Origin of the sequence: Streptomyces sp. RB17 (genome assembly GCF_009604455.1) — a bacterium.
Taxonomy (GTDB): domain Bacteria; phylum Actinomycetota; class Actinomycetes; order Streptomycetales; family Streptomycetaceae; genus Streptomyces.
Genome location: NZ_WEGL01000015.1, coordinates 1 through 17652 on the forward strand (window position 1 = coordinate 1; position 17652 = coordinate 17652).

A 17652-nucleotide genomic window follows, 5' to 3' on the forward strand; every position below is an offset into this window, starting at 1 on the left:
ACCCGCAACTAAGCGGCACAAGGCCCACGTCGGAACAACCGGCCGTACGAAGCAGTCACGCCACCCAGGCACGCCGGCTCCGTACAGACATCGGGTGGGCATCACCTCATTACGTGATGACTCTTAGTGAACGGTCCACAAGTCCCCCGAGAGGAGACGGGGCTCGCGGATCTCGTCGAGGACCTCGCGGTGATCGGCAGCAAGGTCAGCGACCGTGCGCACGTCTGTGGCGTCCAGACCCGAGGCGCTCAGGTCATCCGCGATGGCGTGCAGGGAGGCGAGAACGGCTGCACTCCAGGTGGGAAACCCTGGACCGGCGACCGGACCGAAGTGCGCGCCACGGATGGATTGCACCCGGCCGGTGATCTCGCCGAGCTGGGCGAAGAAGCCCCTCCAGAGCGGGCGGTCGTAGGCACCGAGACGTTCGGGAGCCGAAACGCCGGTCAGGTGGCTTTGCCGTACCCAGTCCCGGCCGATGATCTCCTGCGAACAGTCAGCGAACAGAATCCGCGGGACCAGGGTCGCGACCGTGGAGAGGCAGGGCACGGTGGCGTACTCGTTCCGCATGAGTTCCCGTTCGGAGGCGAATTGCCGATCTGGGGCGGGGGCGATCCGCAGGATGACCGGCTCCGGTAGGCCCTCGGCGGTGATCCGGTACGTCGTGTTGTACATGCCGCCGCCCAGCTGTACTGCCGAGGTGACGCGGACGCTGGCGCCGCAGGCACGCGCGCAGATCTCCTGGATATCGATGTCCGGAGACAGGCTGCTGGAAGGCAGACGACTCGCGAGAGATTGAACGGAACTCCACGAAGGCTCCTCGTGTCCTGGCCGTGGCCGGGGAAACGTAACTGGAAGCTCTGTCTGACCTGCCTGGCAGTGTCAGCGCATGCTCACCAGACCCCGCCCAGGAGCCGACCGTAACAACATCCGCAACGTGCTCCGCGAGACCCCCGCATCAAAGCAGAGAACCTCCGAGGCACTTCCCGGAGCGCCTTCGATCCTGCGATATCTGGAACGGGCCACCGACGCAGCGCGCATCCTGCGCTCCCAGGTCAGTGACAGGTACCTCGACCACCTCGTCATCACCCGCCGCTATCAGGCCCTCCTCGGCAGCTGCGGCACGCTCGCCGGCACCGACCAGCAGCGCCTCGTCAACGACCTGGTGGACCTCGAGATCACCGAACGCATCCAGGCCTTCGAGGAAGCCGAAGCTGCTCTCGACGCGCAGATAGGCCGCTGGAACGCGCGGGAGTGGTTCGTGGTCGCGGACTCCAGCTTCTACATCCACAACCCCGGCAAGCTGGCGAACGTCGATCTGCATAAGGTTCTCGGACTGCCCAGCGGTGACCACATCCGGCTGCTGTTCCCGATCGTCGTGGTCGACGAACTCGACGGTCTCAAAGAGGCCGGCAAGCAACGGGCCCACTGGCGCGCATCCCACACGCTCGGCCTTCTGGACGCAACACTCGCCGGCTCCACCTTCGGGGTTCTCCGGCGCGCGGACCCTGTCTGGCAGGACGGCGAGGTACGAGGTGAAGTAGACATGGAGATCGTCCTGGATCCGCCCGGGCACGTGCGCCTACCCATCCCCGATGACGAGATCATCGACCGGGCCGTGGCCATCCAGCCGCTTGCCGCACGCGACGCCGGAACCCGACTGGGAGGAGCTGGACAAACCGGGTTCGGGCGTGCGGGCTCAGCATCGCGTGCGGCATGCCTCCCGCGACGCCCAGCCTGACGCTCCGCGCGGTACATGAGGCACACCGACGGACCGCCAGAGTGCTTTCCGGCTGGTCCCGAGCGCGTACGAAGGGACGCCGACCTTCACTGAAGGCCCGTAGGAGGTCCCGGTGCCGCCCTTCGCTCTGCCCGCCCCGTTCGCTCTGGCCCGCGCAGTCACTGCCCTGCCCGAGTCGCCGGGCTGGACGCTCGAGCCCAAGTGGGATGGTTCTCCGGACTCTCTGGGGTGTCTCATTCGGGTGCCCGATTGAGGGCTTCCTTGACTATTTGTCGTGTATGGGTGGGTTCCCTCTCGGTGATTGGGGCACCCCAGGGCGGGGCCAGAAGCGGGCTTCCGGAACTCAGCCCGTTTACGGGTGTCGAGAATGGGCCGCTGGCTCCGTCCTCGGTATACCGGTGGCCTCAAAGGGCCGCGCAACGCAGAGGGAGATCCGTCATGACGCTTCAGCGGATGGACAACGTCGGCATCGTTGTCGAAGACCTGGACGCCGCCGTCGCCTTCTTCACCGAACTGGGCATGGAGGTCGAAGGCAAGGCGCAGATCGAGGGCCTCTTCGCGGATCAGGCCGTCGGACTCGACGGCGTCCGCAGCGACATCGCGATGATGCGGACCCCGGACGGCCACGGCAAGCTGGAGCTCGCGCAATACCACACCCCCGCCGCGATCGGCGACGGATCGCACAACCCGCCGCCGAACACACTGGGCCTGCACCGGGTCATGTTCGCCGTCGACGACATCGACGACACCATCGCCCGCCTGCGTCCCCATGGCGCCGAACTAATCGGCGAGGTAGCGCAGTACAAGGACATCTACCGCCTCTGCTACCTCCGCGGCCCCTCAGGCATCATCCTCGCCCTGGCCGAACAGATCAGCTAACGGCCCTTCGCGGCCGACCTGCGAGCAATCAGAACAATTCGCTGGATGGGGAGGACAGGCGATGAACACCCGTCTCGTTCATCTCCAAAGCGAGCCAGCATCCCCACCGCCGTGTCTCGCGATTGTGGATCTCTTGGAGGCCGGTCGCTTTGCCGGTGACCGGGTCGGTCTCCGGCTCCGTCGTCACCTTCCATCCCCGCTCGGACTACCGCCTGTGAAGGTCGGCGACCGCCGCGCGAAACCCGGCGTCGCCGTCGTTGAAGTCCGGGGCCCAGGAGACGGACGGCTGGTCCCGGTGGGTGTCAGCCTCGTCGACACCGAGGTCGTCCACACAGGATGCGCTGGCCCTGGACTTTCCCAGGATCACGGCGTCCGGATCCGAGCCCAGGAAGCGAACGGTGTCCTCGCCGGCGGCCTGCGTGTCGAGTACGTGCTCCAGAAACTGCGCCTCGGAACGGACGGGACCACCCATCACGGCGGTGCAGCCCTTGGCGAACCCGACGAGCAGGAACACCACAGCGGCCCCGGCAACGGACAGCCCCAGCACCCTGAACCGGCGACGGAAATCGGGCGCCGCGGGAGCGGCGGAAGGAGTCGGCGTCATGAAGCCATCCGAACACCGTCACCCAGGCCGACGACTCCGTCGCCCTACTCAGTCTCGTACTCAGACGGGCCGGAGTGTCGGGAGAGTCCGCATGGCCTTTGTGAGGCTCTGAGCACCTATCTGGCGAACGGTGCGAACTTGGGCGCTCAGTCACAATCCCCGCGACTGGTATTCACGAAGGTACCCATGGGTGCATACTCGGGGTATGGCTGACACCACCGTGAAGGTCGACTCCGAGACCAGGGACCGGTTCGCTGCGGTCGCCGCAGCCCGCGGTCAGAGCGTGCGCGCCTACCTGGCCGAGCTGGCCATAGAGGAAGAGAACCAGATCAAGCTGAGTAAGGCGACTGCCGTGTTCCGCGAGATCATCGCACGGCCCGGCCTGGCCGAGGCGTTCGACGAGGCCTTCCCCGACGACGCCCCGGCCCGGCGAAACACCGCGGGGCGGGCGGCCTGACCCTTGGAACTGCATATCGACATGCGATGGCTGCTTGACCGACAGGAGGAACTACTCGGCAAGGAACTCGGGGTCCGGGACTACTCGGGCCTGGTGGCCGCCGTCGCCCGACACCGGGTGAACACACCACAGCTGGAGGTGGGCGAGCCAGACGCCTACTGGCGGGCTGCTGCCCTACTTGAGCAGCTGGTCTTGCTGCGCCCTTTGCCGGCCCGCAACGCGTACTTCGCGTATGGCGTGGCGGTGGCGTACATCCGGGCCTCCGGGGAGGAGATCGACGACTCCTTCGAGCCGTGGCGGGACCTGATCACCGACATTCGCGCGCTGCGGCTCACCGTCTACGACATCGCCGACCGTTTGCGCTCCTGGCGCAGCACCGGGTGAACCGTACGGGACGGGCACGTCCGGACTGCTGGCGGCCGCCCGGAGAAAATCGGCTGGTATAGCGGCTGCCGAACCGTCCTGACTACAGGCATGCAAGGCCCGGCCTGTACGCACAGGCCGGGCCTTGCATGCTCCGCGTCGTATGGAGCCGAATCAGGCGCTGACCTTTTCCTCCGCGCGCTCCTGATCTGCTCGGCCTGACCGTCGGCGCCTGTCAGGCTCACATGTAGCTGCAGACGACCTGCCTGCACGGAGCACGTCGGATGACACCGCCAGTTCGATGCGCGCGAGCAAACCATGCGCTTAGAACTGCGCACGCGTATGCGAGGGAAAGATCACCCAACCGAAGCCGTCTTCTAGGTTCGGCGGCGCTCTCGCCGTGGCGGTGAGGGCTGCGTGGTCGCTCAGAGCGGGACGGTGTACGTCCCGCGAACGGGTGACGCTTGCCCGCCCCAGTCGTGACCTGGGATCTCACACGCTATTTTATTCGAACCTATATTCGAACTGGAGGGAGGCGATGCACCACACACCGAAGGGGGCAGGAGGTGACTCCACCCATGCGTAAGCGCGCGGGCTTCCTGTGCCGATGGCTAGGCCACGTCACAGAGGGCCAGCCCGGCCCTTTTGAGGACGTTCAGTGCTCCAACGTGATCCGCGTTGGCCGTGTAACCGCACGTCGTGCACTGGAACCTCGCTTGGCTGACGCGGTTCTCCTTCGCGGTGTGCCCGCAGGACGGGCAGGTGCGGGAGGTGTTGCGGGGGTCCACGGCGATGACGGTCCGACCGGCGCTTTCAGCCTTGTTGGCGAGGATCGCGAGGAACACCCCCCAACCCGCATCGAGGATCCTTCGGTTCAAGCCGGTCTTGGCGGTGGCGCCGTTCGGGAGGAACGCGCCAGGCCGTTCGGGGTTGGGCTTGGGGGCGGGGGCTTTGGTCATGGTCGCGGTGTTCAACCGCTCGTGCGCGATCGCGTCGTGATCGAGCACGAGGGTGAGCGCGGTCTTGTGTGCGTGGTCCAAGCGTTGGCGCTGGATCCTGGCGTGGATCTTGGGGACCTTCCGGGTGGCGGCGCGGTGCTTCTTCGTGCGCCGTTTGGTGCGCTTGGTGAACGTGGCCAGGTGCCGCTGTGCCTCGGCGAGTTCCTGAGTGGCTGCTTCGAGGAAGCGGGGGTTGGCGATGTGCTCGCCAACCGAGGTGGTCAGGAAGTGTGTGACGCCCATATCGACGCCGACGACCGCTCCTGCGGCCGGGAGTGATCGGCGGGCACGTTGTCACAGGAGAGGACGGTGTACCAGCGGTTGCCCTCCCGCTTTACCGTGATCGTTTTCACCCGGCCCTTAACGGGCCGGTGCTGATGCACCCGGATGTGCCCGACGCCCTGAAGTCGCACACGGGTGTGCGCATTGCGCGGGGTGGAGTCCCAGCGGCAGCTGTCCCCGTCCTTCGGGAAGATCACGCTGTCCGAAGTGCCGGACGCCCTTGAAACGCGGGTAGCCGGGCTTCTCGCCGTTCTTGATGCGACGGAAGAACGCGGCGAAAGCCTTGTCCAGGCGGCGCAGCGTGGCCTGCTGGCTGGAGAAGGACCAGTGGCCCTGCCGCTCTGGATCGAAGGCGCGGATCTCCTTGAGCTGCGCGGACTGGTCCCCGTACCTGATGCTCGTCCTGGAGCTGTGCTGGTAGGCGTCCCTGCGCTCCTGGAGCGCGGCGTTGTTGAGCGAGCGGTGGTCTCGGAGCATCTCGGCGAGCGCCTGGGCCTGGCGGACCGTGGGCCTCATCAAGAACTTGTACGCACGCAACAACGCGGCCTACCCCCCATCAAAGGCTCCCCTGATCAGGGCCGGTGCGATCACGCTATCTGCTGCCACTGACAAGGCAGCGGACTCCTCGTTTCGCGGCTCTGCCGCAAGGCTTCGATTCCCCCACCAGCTGAAACCGGTGGTCCCCACGAAAGTAGGTCTGATGCGAGGCGCGCCATGGGCGGGTTTAACCACCTCAACGCCGTCTCCGGGTTCTCCACCCGCTTCGGTGCTTCCCACCCCGAGCAGCTCCAGCGCGCCGCCGAACGCGGCATGACCGCCCTGGCCCTGACCGACCGCGACGCTGTCACCGGCGCGGTCCGGTTCGCGCAGGCCGCCCTCGAACACGGCATTCGGCCGATCTTCGGCATCAACCTCGCCGTCGCCCCGCTGGCCCCGGCGCCCGTGCAGCGCCTGCGCACCCCGGTCCGCGGCAGTGCCCACGTGTACGAGCCGCCCCACCGCGTCGTCCTGCTTGCCCAGTCCCGCACCGGCTGGGCCAGGCTGTGCCGGCTGACCTCCGCCGCTCACGCCCACAGCGATGGCCCGCCCCTGCTGACCTGGGACGACCAGCACCAGCAGCGGGGGAGGGGCTGACCATCCTGCTGGGCCCCGCCTACGAACCCATCCGCGCTCTGGCCGCCGGCCGAGGCGACCTCGCCGAATACCTCCTTGCCCCCTGGCGGCAGCTGCCCGGCATCCAGCTGCGCCCGGAAACCTGCTGGCTCGGTTTGCCCGGTACCGGGCCCGGCTCACTGCGCGTGGCCGCCAGCACCCTCGCCGACCAGCAGGGCATTCCGGCCGTGCTGACCAACGCCGTCCGCTATGCCGATGCCAGCCAGCACCGTCTCGCCGACGTCCTGGACGCCGCCCGCCTGCTGCGCCCCATCGACCGCCGCCACCTCGACTCCGGCGAGCGCTGGCTGAAGGACCCAGCCGCCATGGGGTGAGATCGCCCGCCGGATCGCCGCGGCCGCCGGCCACGGCGACGACCGCGCGGCCCGCCTGCTGGCCGGCACCGCCGCCACGGCCGACGCCTGCGCCGTCGACCCCGTGGAGGATCTCGGCCTGGGCCGTCCCCACTTTCCCGAACCCGCCGTCGTCGGCGCCACCGGCGGCCCCGAGCACGCCGCCCAGCTGCTGCGTGAGCGCGCCGAGGCCGGCCTCATCCGCCACGGCCTCGACCGCGACCCCCGCGCCCGTCAGCGCCTGGAGGAAGAGCTCGCTGTCATCCGCACGCTCAAGTACGACACCTACTTCCTCACCGTCGCCCAAGTCGTGGCCGACGTCCGCGAGCTCGGGATCCAGGTCGCCGCCCGCGGCTCCGGCGCCGGCAGCATGGTCAACCACACGCTCGGCATGGCCACCGCCAACCCGCTCGACTTCCACCTGCTCTTCGAGCACTTCCTGTCGGTGCGCCGCGCGAGCCTGCCGGACATCGACATCGACGTGGAATCGGCTCGCCGGCTGCGCCCGCCACGCCCTACGCGACACGGGCCTGGCCCTCGGAATCGCCCCTTACGACGTGGACCGGATCGCCAAATCCTTCCCGCACATCCGGGCCGCCGACATCACCGCCGGCTCGCCGAACTCCCCGAACTGAGCAAGCTCGCCACCGAGGCCGGCCGCTGCCGACTGCTGTTCGAACTCGCCGAAGGCCTCGACGCCCTCCCGCGTGGCCTGGCCATGCACCCCTGTGGCGTCATCGTTTCCGACGCCACCCTCCTCAATAGGCTGCCCGTCCAGCCCACTCCCGGCGGCTACCCCATGGTCCAGATGCCGAAGGAAGGCGTCGAGGATCTGGGGCTGATCAAGCTGGACGTGCTCGGCGTACGAATGCAGTCCGCGATGGCCCACGCCGTCACCGAGATCGAACGCGCAACCGGCACTCACATCGACCTCGACGACCCCCAACAAGTCCCGCTCGATGACCACTTCGCGTTCAAGCTCATGTAGGACGCCCAGACCCTGGGCCTCTTTCAACTCGATTCTGGTCAGCAGGACCTCCTGTCGAGGCTGCACCTGCGCAACGTCGCCGACGTGCCCGCCGGGGCACCGAGCACGGCTCCGGTCTGGGCACCCAACGCTGGGTCGTGGAACGCGCATTCGCCCACCTGACTGGTTCCGCCGCCTGCGGATCCGCTGGGAGATCCGCGACGACATCCACGAAGCCTTCCTCACCCTGGGATCTGCGGGTCAGGAGTGCATGCTGCTTCCTGGGCGGCCATAACCTCATCGCCGTACTCGAAGGCCCAGGCGCCGACGGCGTCGATGGGCGTCAGCAAGGTCCGGCCCAAAGCGGTGAGCTGGTACTCGACCCGTGATGGTGCGTCGGGGTCTGCGAGCCGGTCGACCAGTCCGTTGAACTGCAGCCGGCGCAGAGTCTCGGTGAGGACCTTGGAGCTGATGCCCCCGATCCGCTCTCGTAATTCGACCGGGCGCCTGGGGCCGTCGCGCAGTGCCCAGAGCACCACGGCGTTCCAGGTGTTGGAGAGCAGGTCGAAGGCGAGGCGGGCGCGGCAGTCGGCGAGGAAGGCGTCGGTCGTCACGTACCAAATGGTGCCCGAACCGCCTTCTAGCGTCGGTGTGAACGGTCGAAGTAGGCACGGAGAGGGAACGTGTGATGAGAATCGGCGTACTGGGAACGGGCAACATGGCCGACGCGCTCGCCACCCACTGGGTGCGGGCCGGGCACCAGGTGACCATCGGGGGACGGGATGTACACAAGGCGGAGCGGCTCGCGACGCGCATCGGAGGCTGCGTGAAGCCTGCCAGTCTGTGCGCGGCGGCCGAGTTCGGTCAGGAGGTGGTGTTGGCCGCCCTGCCCTTCGGGGCGGGAGTAGACGTGGCACGGGACCTGCACGCGGCCCTGGAGGGCAAGGTGCTGCTCGACTGCTCCAATCGGGTCGGGCCGGGCTTCCGGCTGCTGACGGAAGGGGGCCCCTCAGCCGCGCAGCAACTGGCTGCGGCGGCGCCGGGAGCCCACGTGGTCAAGGCTTTCAACCTCTGCCACGAGGACGTGTGGCGCATGCAGCCGCCCGTCTTCGATGGGCGACCACTGGCCGTGCCGGTCTGCGGGGACGACGAGACGGCCCTCGCGCGTGTAGGCGAGTTGGTGCAGGACGTGGGCTGCGAACCCGTGGCTGACGGCGGTCTCGAACGTGCGGGACTCCTGGAAGCGACCGCCGCGCTGTTCATCGCCCTGTGGGTCGGCGAGGGAGCAGATGCGCAGGCAATCGCACCTCCGCTGGCCTATCCAGCCGGACCGAGCTACCAGGAAGCGGAAGGCGGCACGGGGGCTTTCCGTTGGGAGTACTAAGGCGTTGTGCAGCGTCAGGGTGAGCTCGGCGATCCGCCACCCACCGTCGGACCGTCGCAGGCTGAACGTGTAGAGCCCGGTCGAGGTCATCTGGATGCTTTCGCCGGTGTTCCTCGTCTGCAGCAGATAGGCCCGTATCTCAGCGGTGGCGGCGTCCGTGGTCGCGACCACGACATTGCTCAGGTGGTGCCGCACCCTCCCGGTCTGGGCCGTGTGCCCGTCACGGATGATGTCGAGCACCGCCGTGCGTCCGGCGACCGGGCCGAACACTCCTTGTCCGGGCATCGTGAAGGTCCAGGTGGTGTCCTCGGTCAGGACCGCTTCCGGCTGGGGCATATTCAGCTCGTCCAAGGCATGTGCGTAGTTCGCCACCGCCTGGAGTTCGGCGATCACGAGACCACCGTCAGCACGATCTTGCCTTGGATGTGGCCTTGCGCGGCTCGCGTGTGTGCGCTGACCGCTTCGCGCAGCGGGTAGGTGCTGTCCACCCCGACCTGGAGCTTGCCCTCGTCGAACAGGCGCCCGATCTCGGCGAGCTGGGGGCCGTTGGAACGCACCTGAATGTTCGAGACTGTGATGCCCAAACGCGCCGTCTCTTCCGGGTCGTACTGGGCAAAGAACACCGGAAGCATGGTGCCTCCGCGTTTGAGCACGGTCAGGAAGCGTGAGCTGTCCGGGCCACCGACGGTGTCGATCACCAGGTCGACGCCGCTGGCCACGTCCGCGGCCTGCGTCGTGGTGTAGTCGATGAACTCGTCGGCGCCGAGCTTGCGCAGGAACTGCTCGTGCCGGCCCGAGGCCACCGCGATGACGTGTGCGCCCTTCCATTTCGCCAGCTGCACCGCGAAGTGGCCCACTCCGCCGGCGGCCCCGTTGACCAGCACGGTCATCCCTGGCGTGATCGGCACCGGCTGGTGCACCTGGCCTGTGAAAGGAGACGGCACGTCGTGGCCGAGATCAATCAGGTACTGCCAGGCCGTAAGCACGGCCATCGGCCCCCCAGCCGCCTGCACGTGGTCGATACCGGCTGGCTTGTGAGCCAAGTCAGAAGCAGGCGCGGTCACGTACTCGGCATACGTCCGGCCGTCGAATCCGGGGAACCGCAGCATGCCGAAGACCTCGTCACCGACGGCGAACCCCAGCACGTCCGCAGCGACCGCCTGGACCACGCCCGACATGTCCGTTCCAGGGATCAGGGGGAACTCCAGCGCCGGCCTCATCTCGGCCGGCATGACCTTCATCCCCTCACGCAGGTACCAGTCCGGCGGGTTGATGCCCGCTGCGCGCACCCGGACGAGCACCTCGCCCGGGCCGATCTCGGGAACCGGCACCTCGTCATACTGCAAAACTTCCGGCCCGCCCGCTTCGTGGAACTGGATCGCCTTCATCGCGCCTGTCGCTTTCTCGGGGAAACGTTGCTCCTTCAGTCAAGGCCCAGGACGGCATGGCCGTCCAAGACCGGTTCGGCAACCTGATCATTCCGAAACGGCATGACGCGTACGCTGGAAGGGTGAACGATCTCGGACAGGACCTGGAACTGCGGCTGGTGCGCTACTTCACCGTGGTGGCGGCGCACCAGCACTTCGGCCGGGCCGCCGCCGACTTGCACGTGGCCCAGCCGGCGCTGAGCCGCCAGATCCAACGGCTCGAGAAATATCTCGGCACACGATTGCTGGACCGAACCCCCCAGGGCACCCGACTCACTCCGGCCGGCCAGACGTTCCTCCCCCGGGCCCAAGCCCTGCTGCAGGCCGCCCGCCAGGCCGAGTTGGCCGTGCGTGAACAAGCCCAGACCGAACGAATCGCCATCGGCTACGTTGAAGACTTGGTGATCACTGCCGCCGTACGGGAACTGCGCCGCCGTTACCCGGACGCCGAGATCGCCAGCCGGCATCTGAGCTGCCGCGATGTCGGGGCGCTGTCCGACAAGCGCGTCGACGCCCTGATCGCGCGGGCCCCGCTGCCGCTCGCCGACGACGACGTGTTCACCACCCCGCTGTACGAGGAGCCCCGTATGCTCGTGGTGCCGCGCGGCCATCCCTTGGCCGACCATGCATCGGTGACCGCGGAAGAGCTGGCCGGTGAAGAGGCGGCGCCGTGCGCGTTCGAGACCGCAGACTGGACTTCCTACCGGATCCTCGGGGCTGGTGTGCCGCCGATCGAGAGCTACGAGGACAAGCTCGAACTCGTCGCGAGTGGCGAGGCGATCGCCGTGCTACCAGTCGGCGATCGGCGTAGCTCACTGCGTCCCAACCTCCTGACCGTCCCGATCGAGGGCGCTCCGCCCAGCCAGGTCGTCCTGGTCAGCCGCAAGGGCGACCCGAATCCGATGATCAGGAATCTCCGGCTGGCGGCCAAGGCCGTCCTGACCACCCCGGCAGCTTGACCGGAACCAGCCGACCTGCTTGGCGCTGAACTACAGCAAGCAGTGCTCACGCGCACCGTGTTCGTCGCGTATCTGACGCATCGCTCGAGTTAGGCCGTTCGACCGGTGGAGAGGCGATATTCCAGGAGTGCGCTATTCGGACGCCAGGGGCGGTCGCCGTTGCGTACGGGCAGCGTCCGGTGGATGTGATCAGCGACCCGTGCAGCGTGGACGGGTGGGATGGCGAGGGCGGGGCGTGCGTCGGCGTCTCACGGCACGTCCGTAGCGCGCGGGGCGGGCCCGTAACTGACGGGCCCGGACGGCATGGGTATCGCCCTCCTGCTAGAGCACTAACGGCCGCTGAAGAAGTCGGTGAGGGCGGCGGCGACGGCCTCGGGCTGCTCCTCGGGGATGTAGTGACCGGCGTCGGGCACGATGACGCCGGTCACGTTCTCGGCCCACGGGCTGATGGAGGCCGCCATATCCGGGATCGAGCCGTGGCTGCTGGAGATTCCGAGGACGGGCGCGGTCAGTCGCCGTTGCTCGAGTGCCGCGCGGTTCTTGCGCGCGGACTCGGCGGCGTCGCGGTAGTAGGCGAGGCCGGCGCGCAGGCCGCCATCGACGGCGAGGGCCGCGCCGTAGTGGTCGAGCTCTGCTTCCTCGAACGCGTCGGGCGCGAGGGACTTGGTCTTCAGGAACCAGCTGATGTACTCCCGCTCGCGGCCGGCTATCAGCGTCTCGGGAAGATCGGGCACCACGTGGAACGCGAAGTGCCAGGTCTTGAACGCCAGAGTCGGGTCGAGAGGGATCGCTTCCGGCATGGTGATACCGGGAATTCCGGCGTCGAGCAGCGCGACCCCGTGCAGTCGGCTCTCGTAGTTCAGGGCGAGGGAGAAGGCGACCCAGGCGCCGATGTCGTGCCCGGCGAGCCAGTAGTCCCGCACGCCGAGAGCGTTCACGGCGGCCTGGATGTGCACGGCGACCGTGTGCGTGTCGTAGCTGAGCTCCGGATGCTCGGAATTGCCTTGGCCCGGCCGGTCGATCGCTATGACCCGGAACCGATCGGCGAGAGCAGGCATGACCTTTCGCCAGGCCCACCACGTCTGCGGGAACCCGGTGAGCAGGACGACGGCCGGTCCGTCCGGCCGACCGCCTTCGACGGCGTGCAGGCGGACGCCGTCGGCGTCGACCCAGCGGTGCGTGAATCCGGCCAGGTCATGCAGGGGCAGGGCGGGGACGGGGTTGGTCATGGGAATCCTCCATCGAGGCGGGTGGACCGTGATTCGACGCTAGCACGTCTTGAACTGATCAGTCCAAGATGGGAGGATGGGCCGCATGGCAGGCAAGAAGCAGTTCGACATGGACACGGTGCTCGACGCCGCGATGATCCAGTTCTGGCGCTCCGGCTACGCCGACACCTCGCTCGACGACCTGTCCCGGGCGACCGGCCTGAACCGCAGCTCGATCTACTCCTCGCTCGGCGACAAGGACGCGCTCTTCCTTCGCTGCCTGGATCGCTACGCCACGCGCTACGGCGATAAGTTCGACGCCGCCCTCTCGTGCGCGGCCGAGGACCCCGTCGCCGCCGTCCGTGCGTTCTTCGATGTCACCCTGGGGCGCATCGCCGACCCGGCCGTGCCCGACGGATGCCTGATGGCCCAGTCGGTCATGGCGAGTCCGGCGCTGAGCCCGAGCGTCGCAGAGCATGTCAAAGAGTTGTTCGGCCTACAGCGCCCGCGCCTGCGCACCGCGCTGAAGGCCGGCGGAATGTCCGACGAGAACGCCGAGGACTTCGCCGTACACGTAGCGGCCGTGAACCAGTCTCTCGCGGTGATGGGTAGGGCCGGGTCGAGCCCGGAGCAACTCCGGGCGATCGTCGGTGTGACCGTCGACGCGCTCGCGTGGGCGCTGAGACCGGTCGGATAGCTGGCGTATCAAATTTCTGTCTGAGAGTCTAGGTGCTTCTCAATGAGCCGTGTGCAACATGAAGTTGCAGGTCACGGGTCTGGTGTGCGTTCGCTATCGGCATGCTCACGCTGGTCATGGGCGGATGGCCTCCGTGAAGATCGGCGGTCAGCGGGCGACTTCGCGGTTCGTCAGGACGAGCAGGGCTCGTACCAGTGCAGTTGCCCATTTCGGGCCGGTTCGGAGCTTGCCGAGCACGCGCCAGTTCTTGAGGTGGGCGAAGCCGTGCTCGACCGGCGCCCGGACTGCGGCCAGCGCCTTGTTGGACAGCTTCTGACTTCGGGTCAGGGGTCGGTTGCGGGCGGCCTTGTAGCCGGTGATCACCTCCGGGTCGGCGTCCGGGCCGCTGTCGTCGAGGCCGACGAAGCCCAGGTCGGCGATCGCGCCGAGGCCGGCCGCGCGCAGCTGGGCGGTCAGTTTGTCATAGCGGCAGGCGGTGATCTCCGAGGTGCGTCCGGGCCGGACCGCGGAGACCCACACCAAGCGGCCCTTGTCGTCGGTGAGCGCGATCACGAGCAGGCCGTGGCATTTGTGCTTGCCGGAGTAGTTCTTCCGATTCTCGGCCCCGGTGCGCCGACGGGTGCGTATCAGGGAGCCGTCCAGCAGTACCACCCCGCCACCCGAACGGGTGATCTTCTTCAACGCGCGATCCAGGCGCGGGGCGCGGCCAGCGAGCAGGCCGACGACCTCCCGCACCCACCGGGTGACAGTGGTGCGGTGCACCCCGTTCCCGCCGGCCAGATCGCCGGGCCGCTGGTCACAGCGCAGCACAGCCAGCACGATGCCGGCGATCTTCCCCGCGGGCAAAGCCCGCCATCTCGACAGCGGCAGGCGGGCGGTGTAGATAAGACAGTCGGGGCCCTCGGCGTGAGAGTTGTTTTTCTTCACACCAAACTCAACTGCCGCCGAGAACCCTTCAGTTACGCGGTTGCGGCATTTTCCACCAACTCGGCTACAGGCGTGCGGTGAACTTCCCGTCAGGGCGCTTGTGCAGCCAGCCGCGGTCTGCGAGCTTGACCAGCTTCGCCCGCAGCGGCTCCGGCTTCCCGCGCACCTCCACCTCAAGGCCCAACTCCTCGCCCACCGCCCGCACCTGCACCGGACCGTCGGCGGCCCGCACGATCGACAAGATCCGCCGATAGTCACCGGGCAGCGCGGTCTCGTCCGGGCTGTCGCGGCGGTGCGGGACCAAGAGCACCGCACGCCCGCCGACCTGCGCCGACGTCGGAGCGCCGGCAGCCCGCTCCCCAGCGATCCGCTCGCTCATCCGCGCCAGGCCCCGTTCGGCGACCGCGAGTTCGTCCCGCTCGGCCCGCACCTGGTCCAACTGCTTGACCAGCTGTTGTTCCAGCCCGTCCAGTTCCGCGCGGCGCGCGGCGATCCGATCCAGCACCTCGGGATCCACCATGCCCGGGAGCGTAGGAGCCTCGCGGGCCGGAACGGACCAGAATCCGCGAAGACCTCCCTGCCCGACGATCTAACACGGCAGACTGCCGCGCGCGACCAGCACGAGCACCCGGGTACGGAATCACACCAGGCCCGTGACCTGCCACTTCATGTTGCACACGGCTCAATGGGGCTTCTTCAAAATCTTGCAGACGGTGAGGCATCCCCCGGTAGGGCTGATCTGCGTGCATGCCTCTGGTGGTGAGGAGGTCAGCCCTGGCCGGCGTAGCCTGCGGTGTTCTTGCCTGGGCAGTGGGCGTGCCGGCCCGTCGGCCGGCGCGCCGCCTCCGTCACCCGGGGGAGGGAGGGGTGGTGACGGGTCCCGGTGTGGCTTCAGGGGGTCTCGTGGACCACCATCGCCGAGCCGCCGCCGCGGCGATTGGGCTCGGCCACCGCGGTCACCTTGCCGTTGGGGCCGAACTCCAGTGCCGCGACCGCACCGATTTCGGGCGATGGTGTGAAGGCTTGCGGGGCCAGGACGAAGCTCTCGCCGAGGACTTCAAGTGCTTTGCGCTGGGGCGAGTTGAGAAAGGCCGGTTCGGCCTCGGTCGTGGTGCGGTTGCGCTGGGAGATACGGGGTGCCGCGACCGCGTCCGGCAGGGACATCCCCAGGTCGAGTCGGTTGAGGAGGGTTTGCAGGACGGTGGTGATGATGGTGGCGCCGCCCGGCGAGCCGACCGCGATCAGCGGCTTGCCGTCGCGGATCACGATCGTCGGCGACATGCTGCTGCGCGGCCGCTTGCCCGGGCCCGGCAGGTTCGGGTCGGGCACGCCCGTCTGCAGTGGTGTGAAGTCGAAGTCGGTGAGCTCGTTGTTGAGCAGGAACCCTCGGCCGGGCACGGTGATCGCCGAGCCGCCGGTCTGCTCGATGGTGAAGGTGTAGGAGACGATGTTGCCCCAGCGGTCGGAGGCCACCAGGTGGGTGGTCGACGGTCCCTCGTACGGCTCCTGGCTGCCTGTGCCCTGAGGGCTGCAGCTGGTGGGGTTGTACGGGTCACCCGGTGCGAGGGGGCTGGTCAGCGACGAGTCGGGCCGGATCAGGCAGGAGCGGCCCTTGGCGAACTCCTTGGCCAGCAGTTCCTGGGTCGGCACGTCGGAGAAGGCCGGGTCACCCACCCAGCGGTTGCGGTCCGCGAACGCGATCCGGCTGGCCTCCAGGTAGTCGTGCAGCGCCTGAACCTGGTCGGCGGGTGAGAGCTGGAAGTTCTCCAGAATGTTCAGCGCCTCACCGACCGTCGTACCGCCGGACGAGGACGGCGCCATGGAGTACACGTCCAGGCCGTGGTACGTGGTGTGCGTCGGGTTCCGCAGGATCACCCGGTAGGCCGCAAGATCCGAGAGCCCCATGAGCCCGGGGCGCACCGTCACTGTGGTGCCGTCGGCCACCGGCGGATTCTGGACGGTGCGCACCACGTCGCGTCCGAGGTCGCCGTGGTACATGGCGTCCACACCCTCACGGGCCAGTTCCCGGTAGCTACGGGCCAGATCGGGGTTGCGAAAGCGGGAGCCGACGACCGGCAGCTCGCCGCCCGGGAGGAAGAGCTCGGTGGTCGAGGTGAAGTAGCGGAATCGCGCTTCGTTCATCGAGGTCTGGGCGCGGAACTGGTCGTTGACCACGAACCCGTCGTCCGCGAGGCGGATCGCCGTGCGCAGGGCTTCGGCCAGGTTGATGGTGCCCCACTCGTCAAGCACCTTCTGCCAGGTCGCCGGGGTGCCCGGAACGCCGACGGACAGACCAGAGTTGACAGCCTCGTCGAAGGGGATCGCCTTACCCGTGGACGGGTCGACGAACGAGTCGGACCGCATCCGGGCCGGCCCCGTCTCGCGGCCGTCGATGGTGTGCACCGTCTTCGTGCGGGCGCTGTAGTACACGAAGTAGCCGCCGCCTCCGATGCCGCACGAGTACGGCTCAACGACACCGAGTGCGGCAGCCGTGGCGATCGCCGCGTCCACCGCGTTGCCGCCGTGCCGCAGCACGTCGATACCGGCCCGCGAGGCGTACGGATTGACGCTGGCGACGGCGCCCCCGCTGCCGACGGCGACGGCTTGCTTCGCGGGCGGCAAAAGCCCTGACGACGCCTCGGGTTCCGCTGCCGCGGAGGAAGCGGCGGCGGCATGGGGGAGCAACAGCGGCACAGTAGGCAGTGCAGCGGCGGCTGCCACCAGGGTGCGGCGGGTGATCATCGAACCTCCGATTGGCCCCTCCGGGGAAGAGAGGGGATCGCGACGGGGAGGTGGGGGGTGCCGGAAACCCTGGCAAACGGCCGTGATCAAGGCAACGCAATGAGGCGAGGTTTGCGGAAGACATGAGGTTACTCATGGGTAAACGCCATCAAAACGGCTGCGGTCCGTTGCTCCGGAGATGTGAAGCGAGGACACCTTGTGCGGACTGATCAAGGTTCCACGAGCCGTTAGCCGTCCCGGCGCGGGGGCGCTTCCACTGCTCCTGGCCGCTGTTCCCTGAAGCCTCAGCGTGGCGCCTCCAGCCGGCTCGGCCACTCGGCGTAGCCATCACGAAACCGCGGTGAGAACCAAGTGGGGCGCTCAGTCACGGCAGGTCCCGGCCGTACTGGCCCGCGAGGCGGGCTTCAGGGTCCCGATCGCCCTGACCGCCGCTGTCTGGGCGGACTGCGTGCAGTGGAGCGACGAGGACAGCAACTGACAGACCCCCCAGGACGAGACCGGCCGCCTGTGGGATG

18 protein-coding genes and 3 pseudogenes are annotated in these 17652 nt (G+C 68.1%); 10 read left to right on the plus strand and 11 right to left on the minus strand.

Annotation, left to right across the window (positions count from 1 at the left end):
• Positions 1-123 precede the first annotated feature (123 nt).
• Positions 124-672 carry a phosphotransferase gene (locus SRB17_RS41280; protein ID WP_153546816.1) on the minus strand — a complete coding sequence of 183 codons (549 nt, stop codon included), beginning with the start codon at positions 670-672 and terminating at the stop codon, positions 124-126.
• A gap of 262 nt (positions 673-934) precedes the next feature.
• Between SRB17_RS41280 and SRB17_RS41285 the strand changes: the two genes are divergently transcribed.
• Both SRB17_RS41285 and SRB17_RS41290 read left to right on the plus strand, forming a co-directional pair.
• Entirely contained in the window at positions 935-1738 is an 804-nt protein-coding gene (locus tag SRB17_RS41285; RefSeq protein ID WP_228396594.1) for a hypothetical protein, read from the plus strand.
• Between the two features lie 438 nt (positions 1739-2176).
• Positions 2177-2617 carry a VOC family protein gene (locus SRB17_RS41290; RefSeq protein ID WP_153546818.1) on the plus strand — a complete coding sequence of 147 codons (441 nt, stop codon included), beginning with the start codon at positions 2177-2179 and terminating at the stop codon, positions 2615-2617.
• Between the two features lie 205 nt (positions 2618-2822).
• Here SRB17_RS41290 and SRB17_RS41295 read toward each other — a convergent pair whose 3' ends face one another.
• Positions 2823-3221 carry a hypothetical protein gene (locus SRB17_RS41295; RefSeq protein WP_153546820.1) on the minus strand — a complete coding sequence of 133 codons (399 nt, stop codon included), beginning with the start codon at positions 3219-3221 and terminating at the stop codon, positions 2823-2825.
• Positions 3222-3426: 205 nt separating this feature from the next.
• Here SRB17_RS41295 and SRB17_RS41300 point away from each other — a divergent pair, with 205 nt between their 5' ends.
• Both SRB17_RS41300 and SRB17_RS41305 read left to right on the plus strand, forming a co-directional pair.
• Positions 3427-3678, plus strand: coding sequence for an antitoxin MazE7 (locus SRB17_RS41300; RefSeq protein WP_153546822.1), 252 nt, complete (start codon positions 3427-3429; stop codon positions 3676-3678).
• A gap of 3 nt (positions 3679-3681) precedes the next feature.
• Positions 3682-4062, plus strand: a complete 381-nt coding sequence (locus tag SRB17_RS41305; protein WP_153546823.1) for a toxin Doc — start codon at positions 3682-3684, stop codon at positions 4060-4062.
• Positions 4063-4652: 590 nt separating this feature from the next.
• On the opposite strand, the gene SRB17_RS47110 is transcribed toward SRB17_RS41305, so the two are convergent.
• Both SRB17_RS47110 and SRB17_RS47115 read right to left on the minus strand, forming a co-directional pair.
• Positions 4653-5282, minus strand: coding sequence for an RNA-guided endonuclease InsQ/TnpB family protein (locus SRB17_RS47110; RefSeq protein WP_228396595.1), 630 nt, complete (start codon positions 5280-5282; stop codon positions 4653-4655).
• A gap of 117 nt (positions 5283-5399) precedes the next feature.
• Positions 5400-5837 (minus strand): hypothetical protein, encoded by a 438-nt coding sequence (locus tag SRB17_RS47115; protein WP_416237134.1) that lies wholly within the window; start codon positions 5835-5837, stop codon positions 5400-5402.
• A 198-nt stretch (positions 5838-6035) separates the two neighbouring features.
• Between SRB17_RS47115 and SRB17_RS41315 the strand changes: the two are divergent.
• Both SRB17_RS41315 and SRB17_RS47120 read left to right on the plus strand, forming a co-directional pair.
• A pseudogene (locus SRB17_RS41315) lies at positions 6036-7907 on the plus strand (PHP domain-containing protein); the annotation flags it as partial.
• Positions 7895-8088: pseudogene (locus SRB17_RS47120) on the plus strand (transposase); the annotation flags it as partial. The pseudogenes SRB17_RS41315 and SRB17_RS47120, both read left to right, overlap by 13 nt.
• Here SRB17_RS47120 and SRB17_RS41320 read toward each other — a convergent pair.
• A complete protein-coding gene (locus SRB17_RS41320; RefSeq protein ID WP_323377475.1) occupies positions 8036-8407 on the minus strand; it encodes a helix-turn-helix domain-containing protein in 372 nt (123 codons plus the stop codon). The pseudogene SRB17_RS47120 and the gene SRB17_RS41320 sit on opposite strands and share 53 nt — an antisense overlap.
• A gap of 74 nt (positions 8408-8481) precedes the next feature.
• On the opposite strand from SRB17_RS41320, the gene SRB17_RS41325 reads away from it, so the two are divergent.
• A complete protein-coding gene (locus SRB17_RS41325) occupies positions 8482-9177 on the plus strand; it encodes an NADPH-dependent F420 reductase (RefSeq protein WP_153546914.1) in 696 nt (231 codons plus the stop codon).
• A gap of 30 nt (positions 9178-9207) precedes the next feature.
• On the opposite strand, the pseudogene SRB17_RS41330 reads toward SRB17_RS41325, so the two are convergent.
• Positions 9208-9570: pseudogene (locus tag SRB17_RS41330) on the minus strand (nuclear transport factor 2 family protein); the annotation flags it as partial.
• Positions 9567-10565, minus strand: a complete 999-nt coding sequence (locus SRB17_RS41335) for an NADP-dependent oxidoreductase (RefSeq protein WP_153546825.1) — start codon at positions 10563-10565, stop codon at positions 9567-9569. The pseudogene SRB17_RS41330 and the gene SRB17_RS41335, both read right to left, overlap by 4 nt.
• A 56-nt stretch (positions 10566-10621) precedes the next feature.
• Here SRB17_RS41335 and SRB17_RS41340 point away from each other — a divergent pair, with 56 nt between their 5' ends.
• Complete coding sequence (locus SRB17_RS41340; RefSeq protein WP_228396597.1) at positions 10622-11563, plus strand: LysR family transcriptional regulator; 942 nt, start codon at positions 10622-10624, stop codon at positions 11561-11563.
• Between the two features lie 329 nt (positions 11564-11892).
• On the opposite strand, the gene SRB17_RS41345 is transcribed toward SRB17_RS41340, so the two are convergent.
• Positions 11893-12792, minus strand: a complete 900-nt coding sequence (locus SRB17_RS41345) for an alpha/beta fold hydrolase (RefSeq protein WP_153546827.1) — start codon at positions 12790-12792, stop codon at positions 11893-11895.
• 85 nt (positions 12793-12877) lie between these two features.
• On the opposite strand from SRB17_RS41345, the gene SRB17_RS41350 reads away from it, so the two are divergent.
• Entirely contained in the window at positions 12878-13468 is a 591-nt protein-coding gene (locus SRB17_RS41350; protein ID WP_153546829.1) for a TetR/AcrR family transcriptional regulator, read from the plus strand.
• 147 nt (positions 13469-13615) lie between these two features.
• Here the strand turns inward: SRB17_RS41350 and SRB17_RS41355 are convergent, their stop codons facing one another.
• The 3 genes from SRB17_RS41355 to ggt form a co-directional block, all read right to left on the minus strand.
• Positions 13616-14395, minus strand: a complete 780-nt coding sequence (locus SRB17_RS41355; protein WP_416237135.1) for a transposase family protein — start codon at positions 14393-14395, stop codon at positions 13616-13618.
• Between the two features lie 64 nt (positions 14396-14459).
• Positions 14460-14915 (minus strand): hypothetical protein, encoded by a 456-nt coding sequence (locus SRB17_RS41360; protein ID WP_194294306.1) that lies wholly within the window; start codon positions 14913-14915, stop codon positions 14460-14462.
• Between the two features lie 371 nt (positions 14916-15286).
• A complete protein-coding gene (gene ggt / locus SRB17_RS41365) occupies positions 15287-17137 on the minus strand; it encodes a gamma-glutamyltransferase (RefSeq protein WP_153546831.1) in 1851 nt (616 codons plus the stop codon).
• Between the two features lie 340 nt (positions 17138-17477).
• On the opposite strand from ggt, the gene SRB17_RS45715 reads away from it, so the two are divergent.
• Positions 17478-17615, plus strand: a complete 138-nt coding sequence (locus tag SRB17_RS45715) for a hypothetical protein (protein ID WP_194294307.1) — start codon at positions 17478-17480, stop codon at positions 17613-17615.
• Positions 17616-17652: the final 37 nt, after the last annotated feature.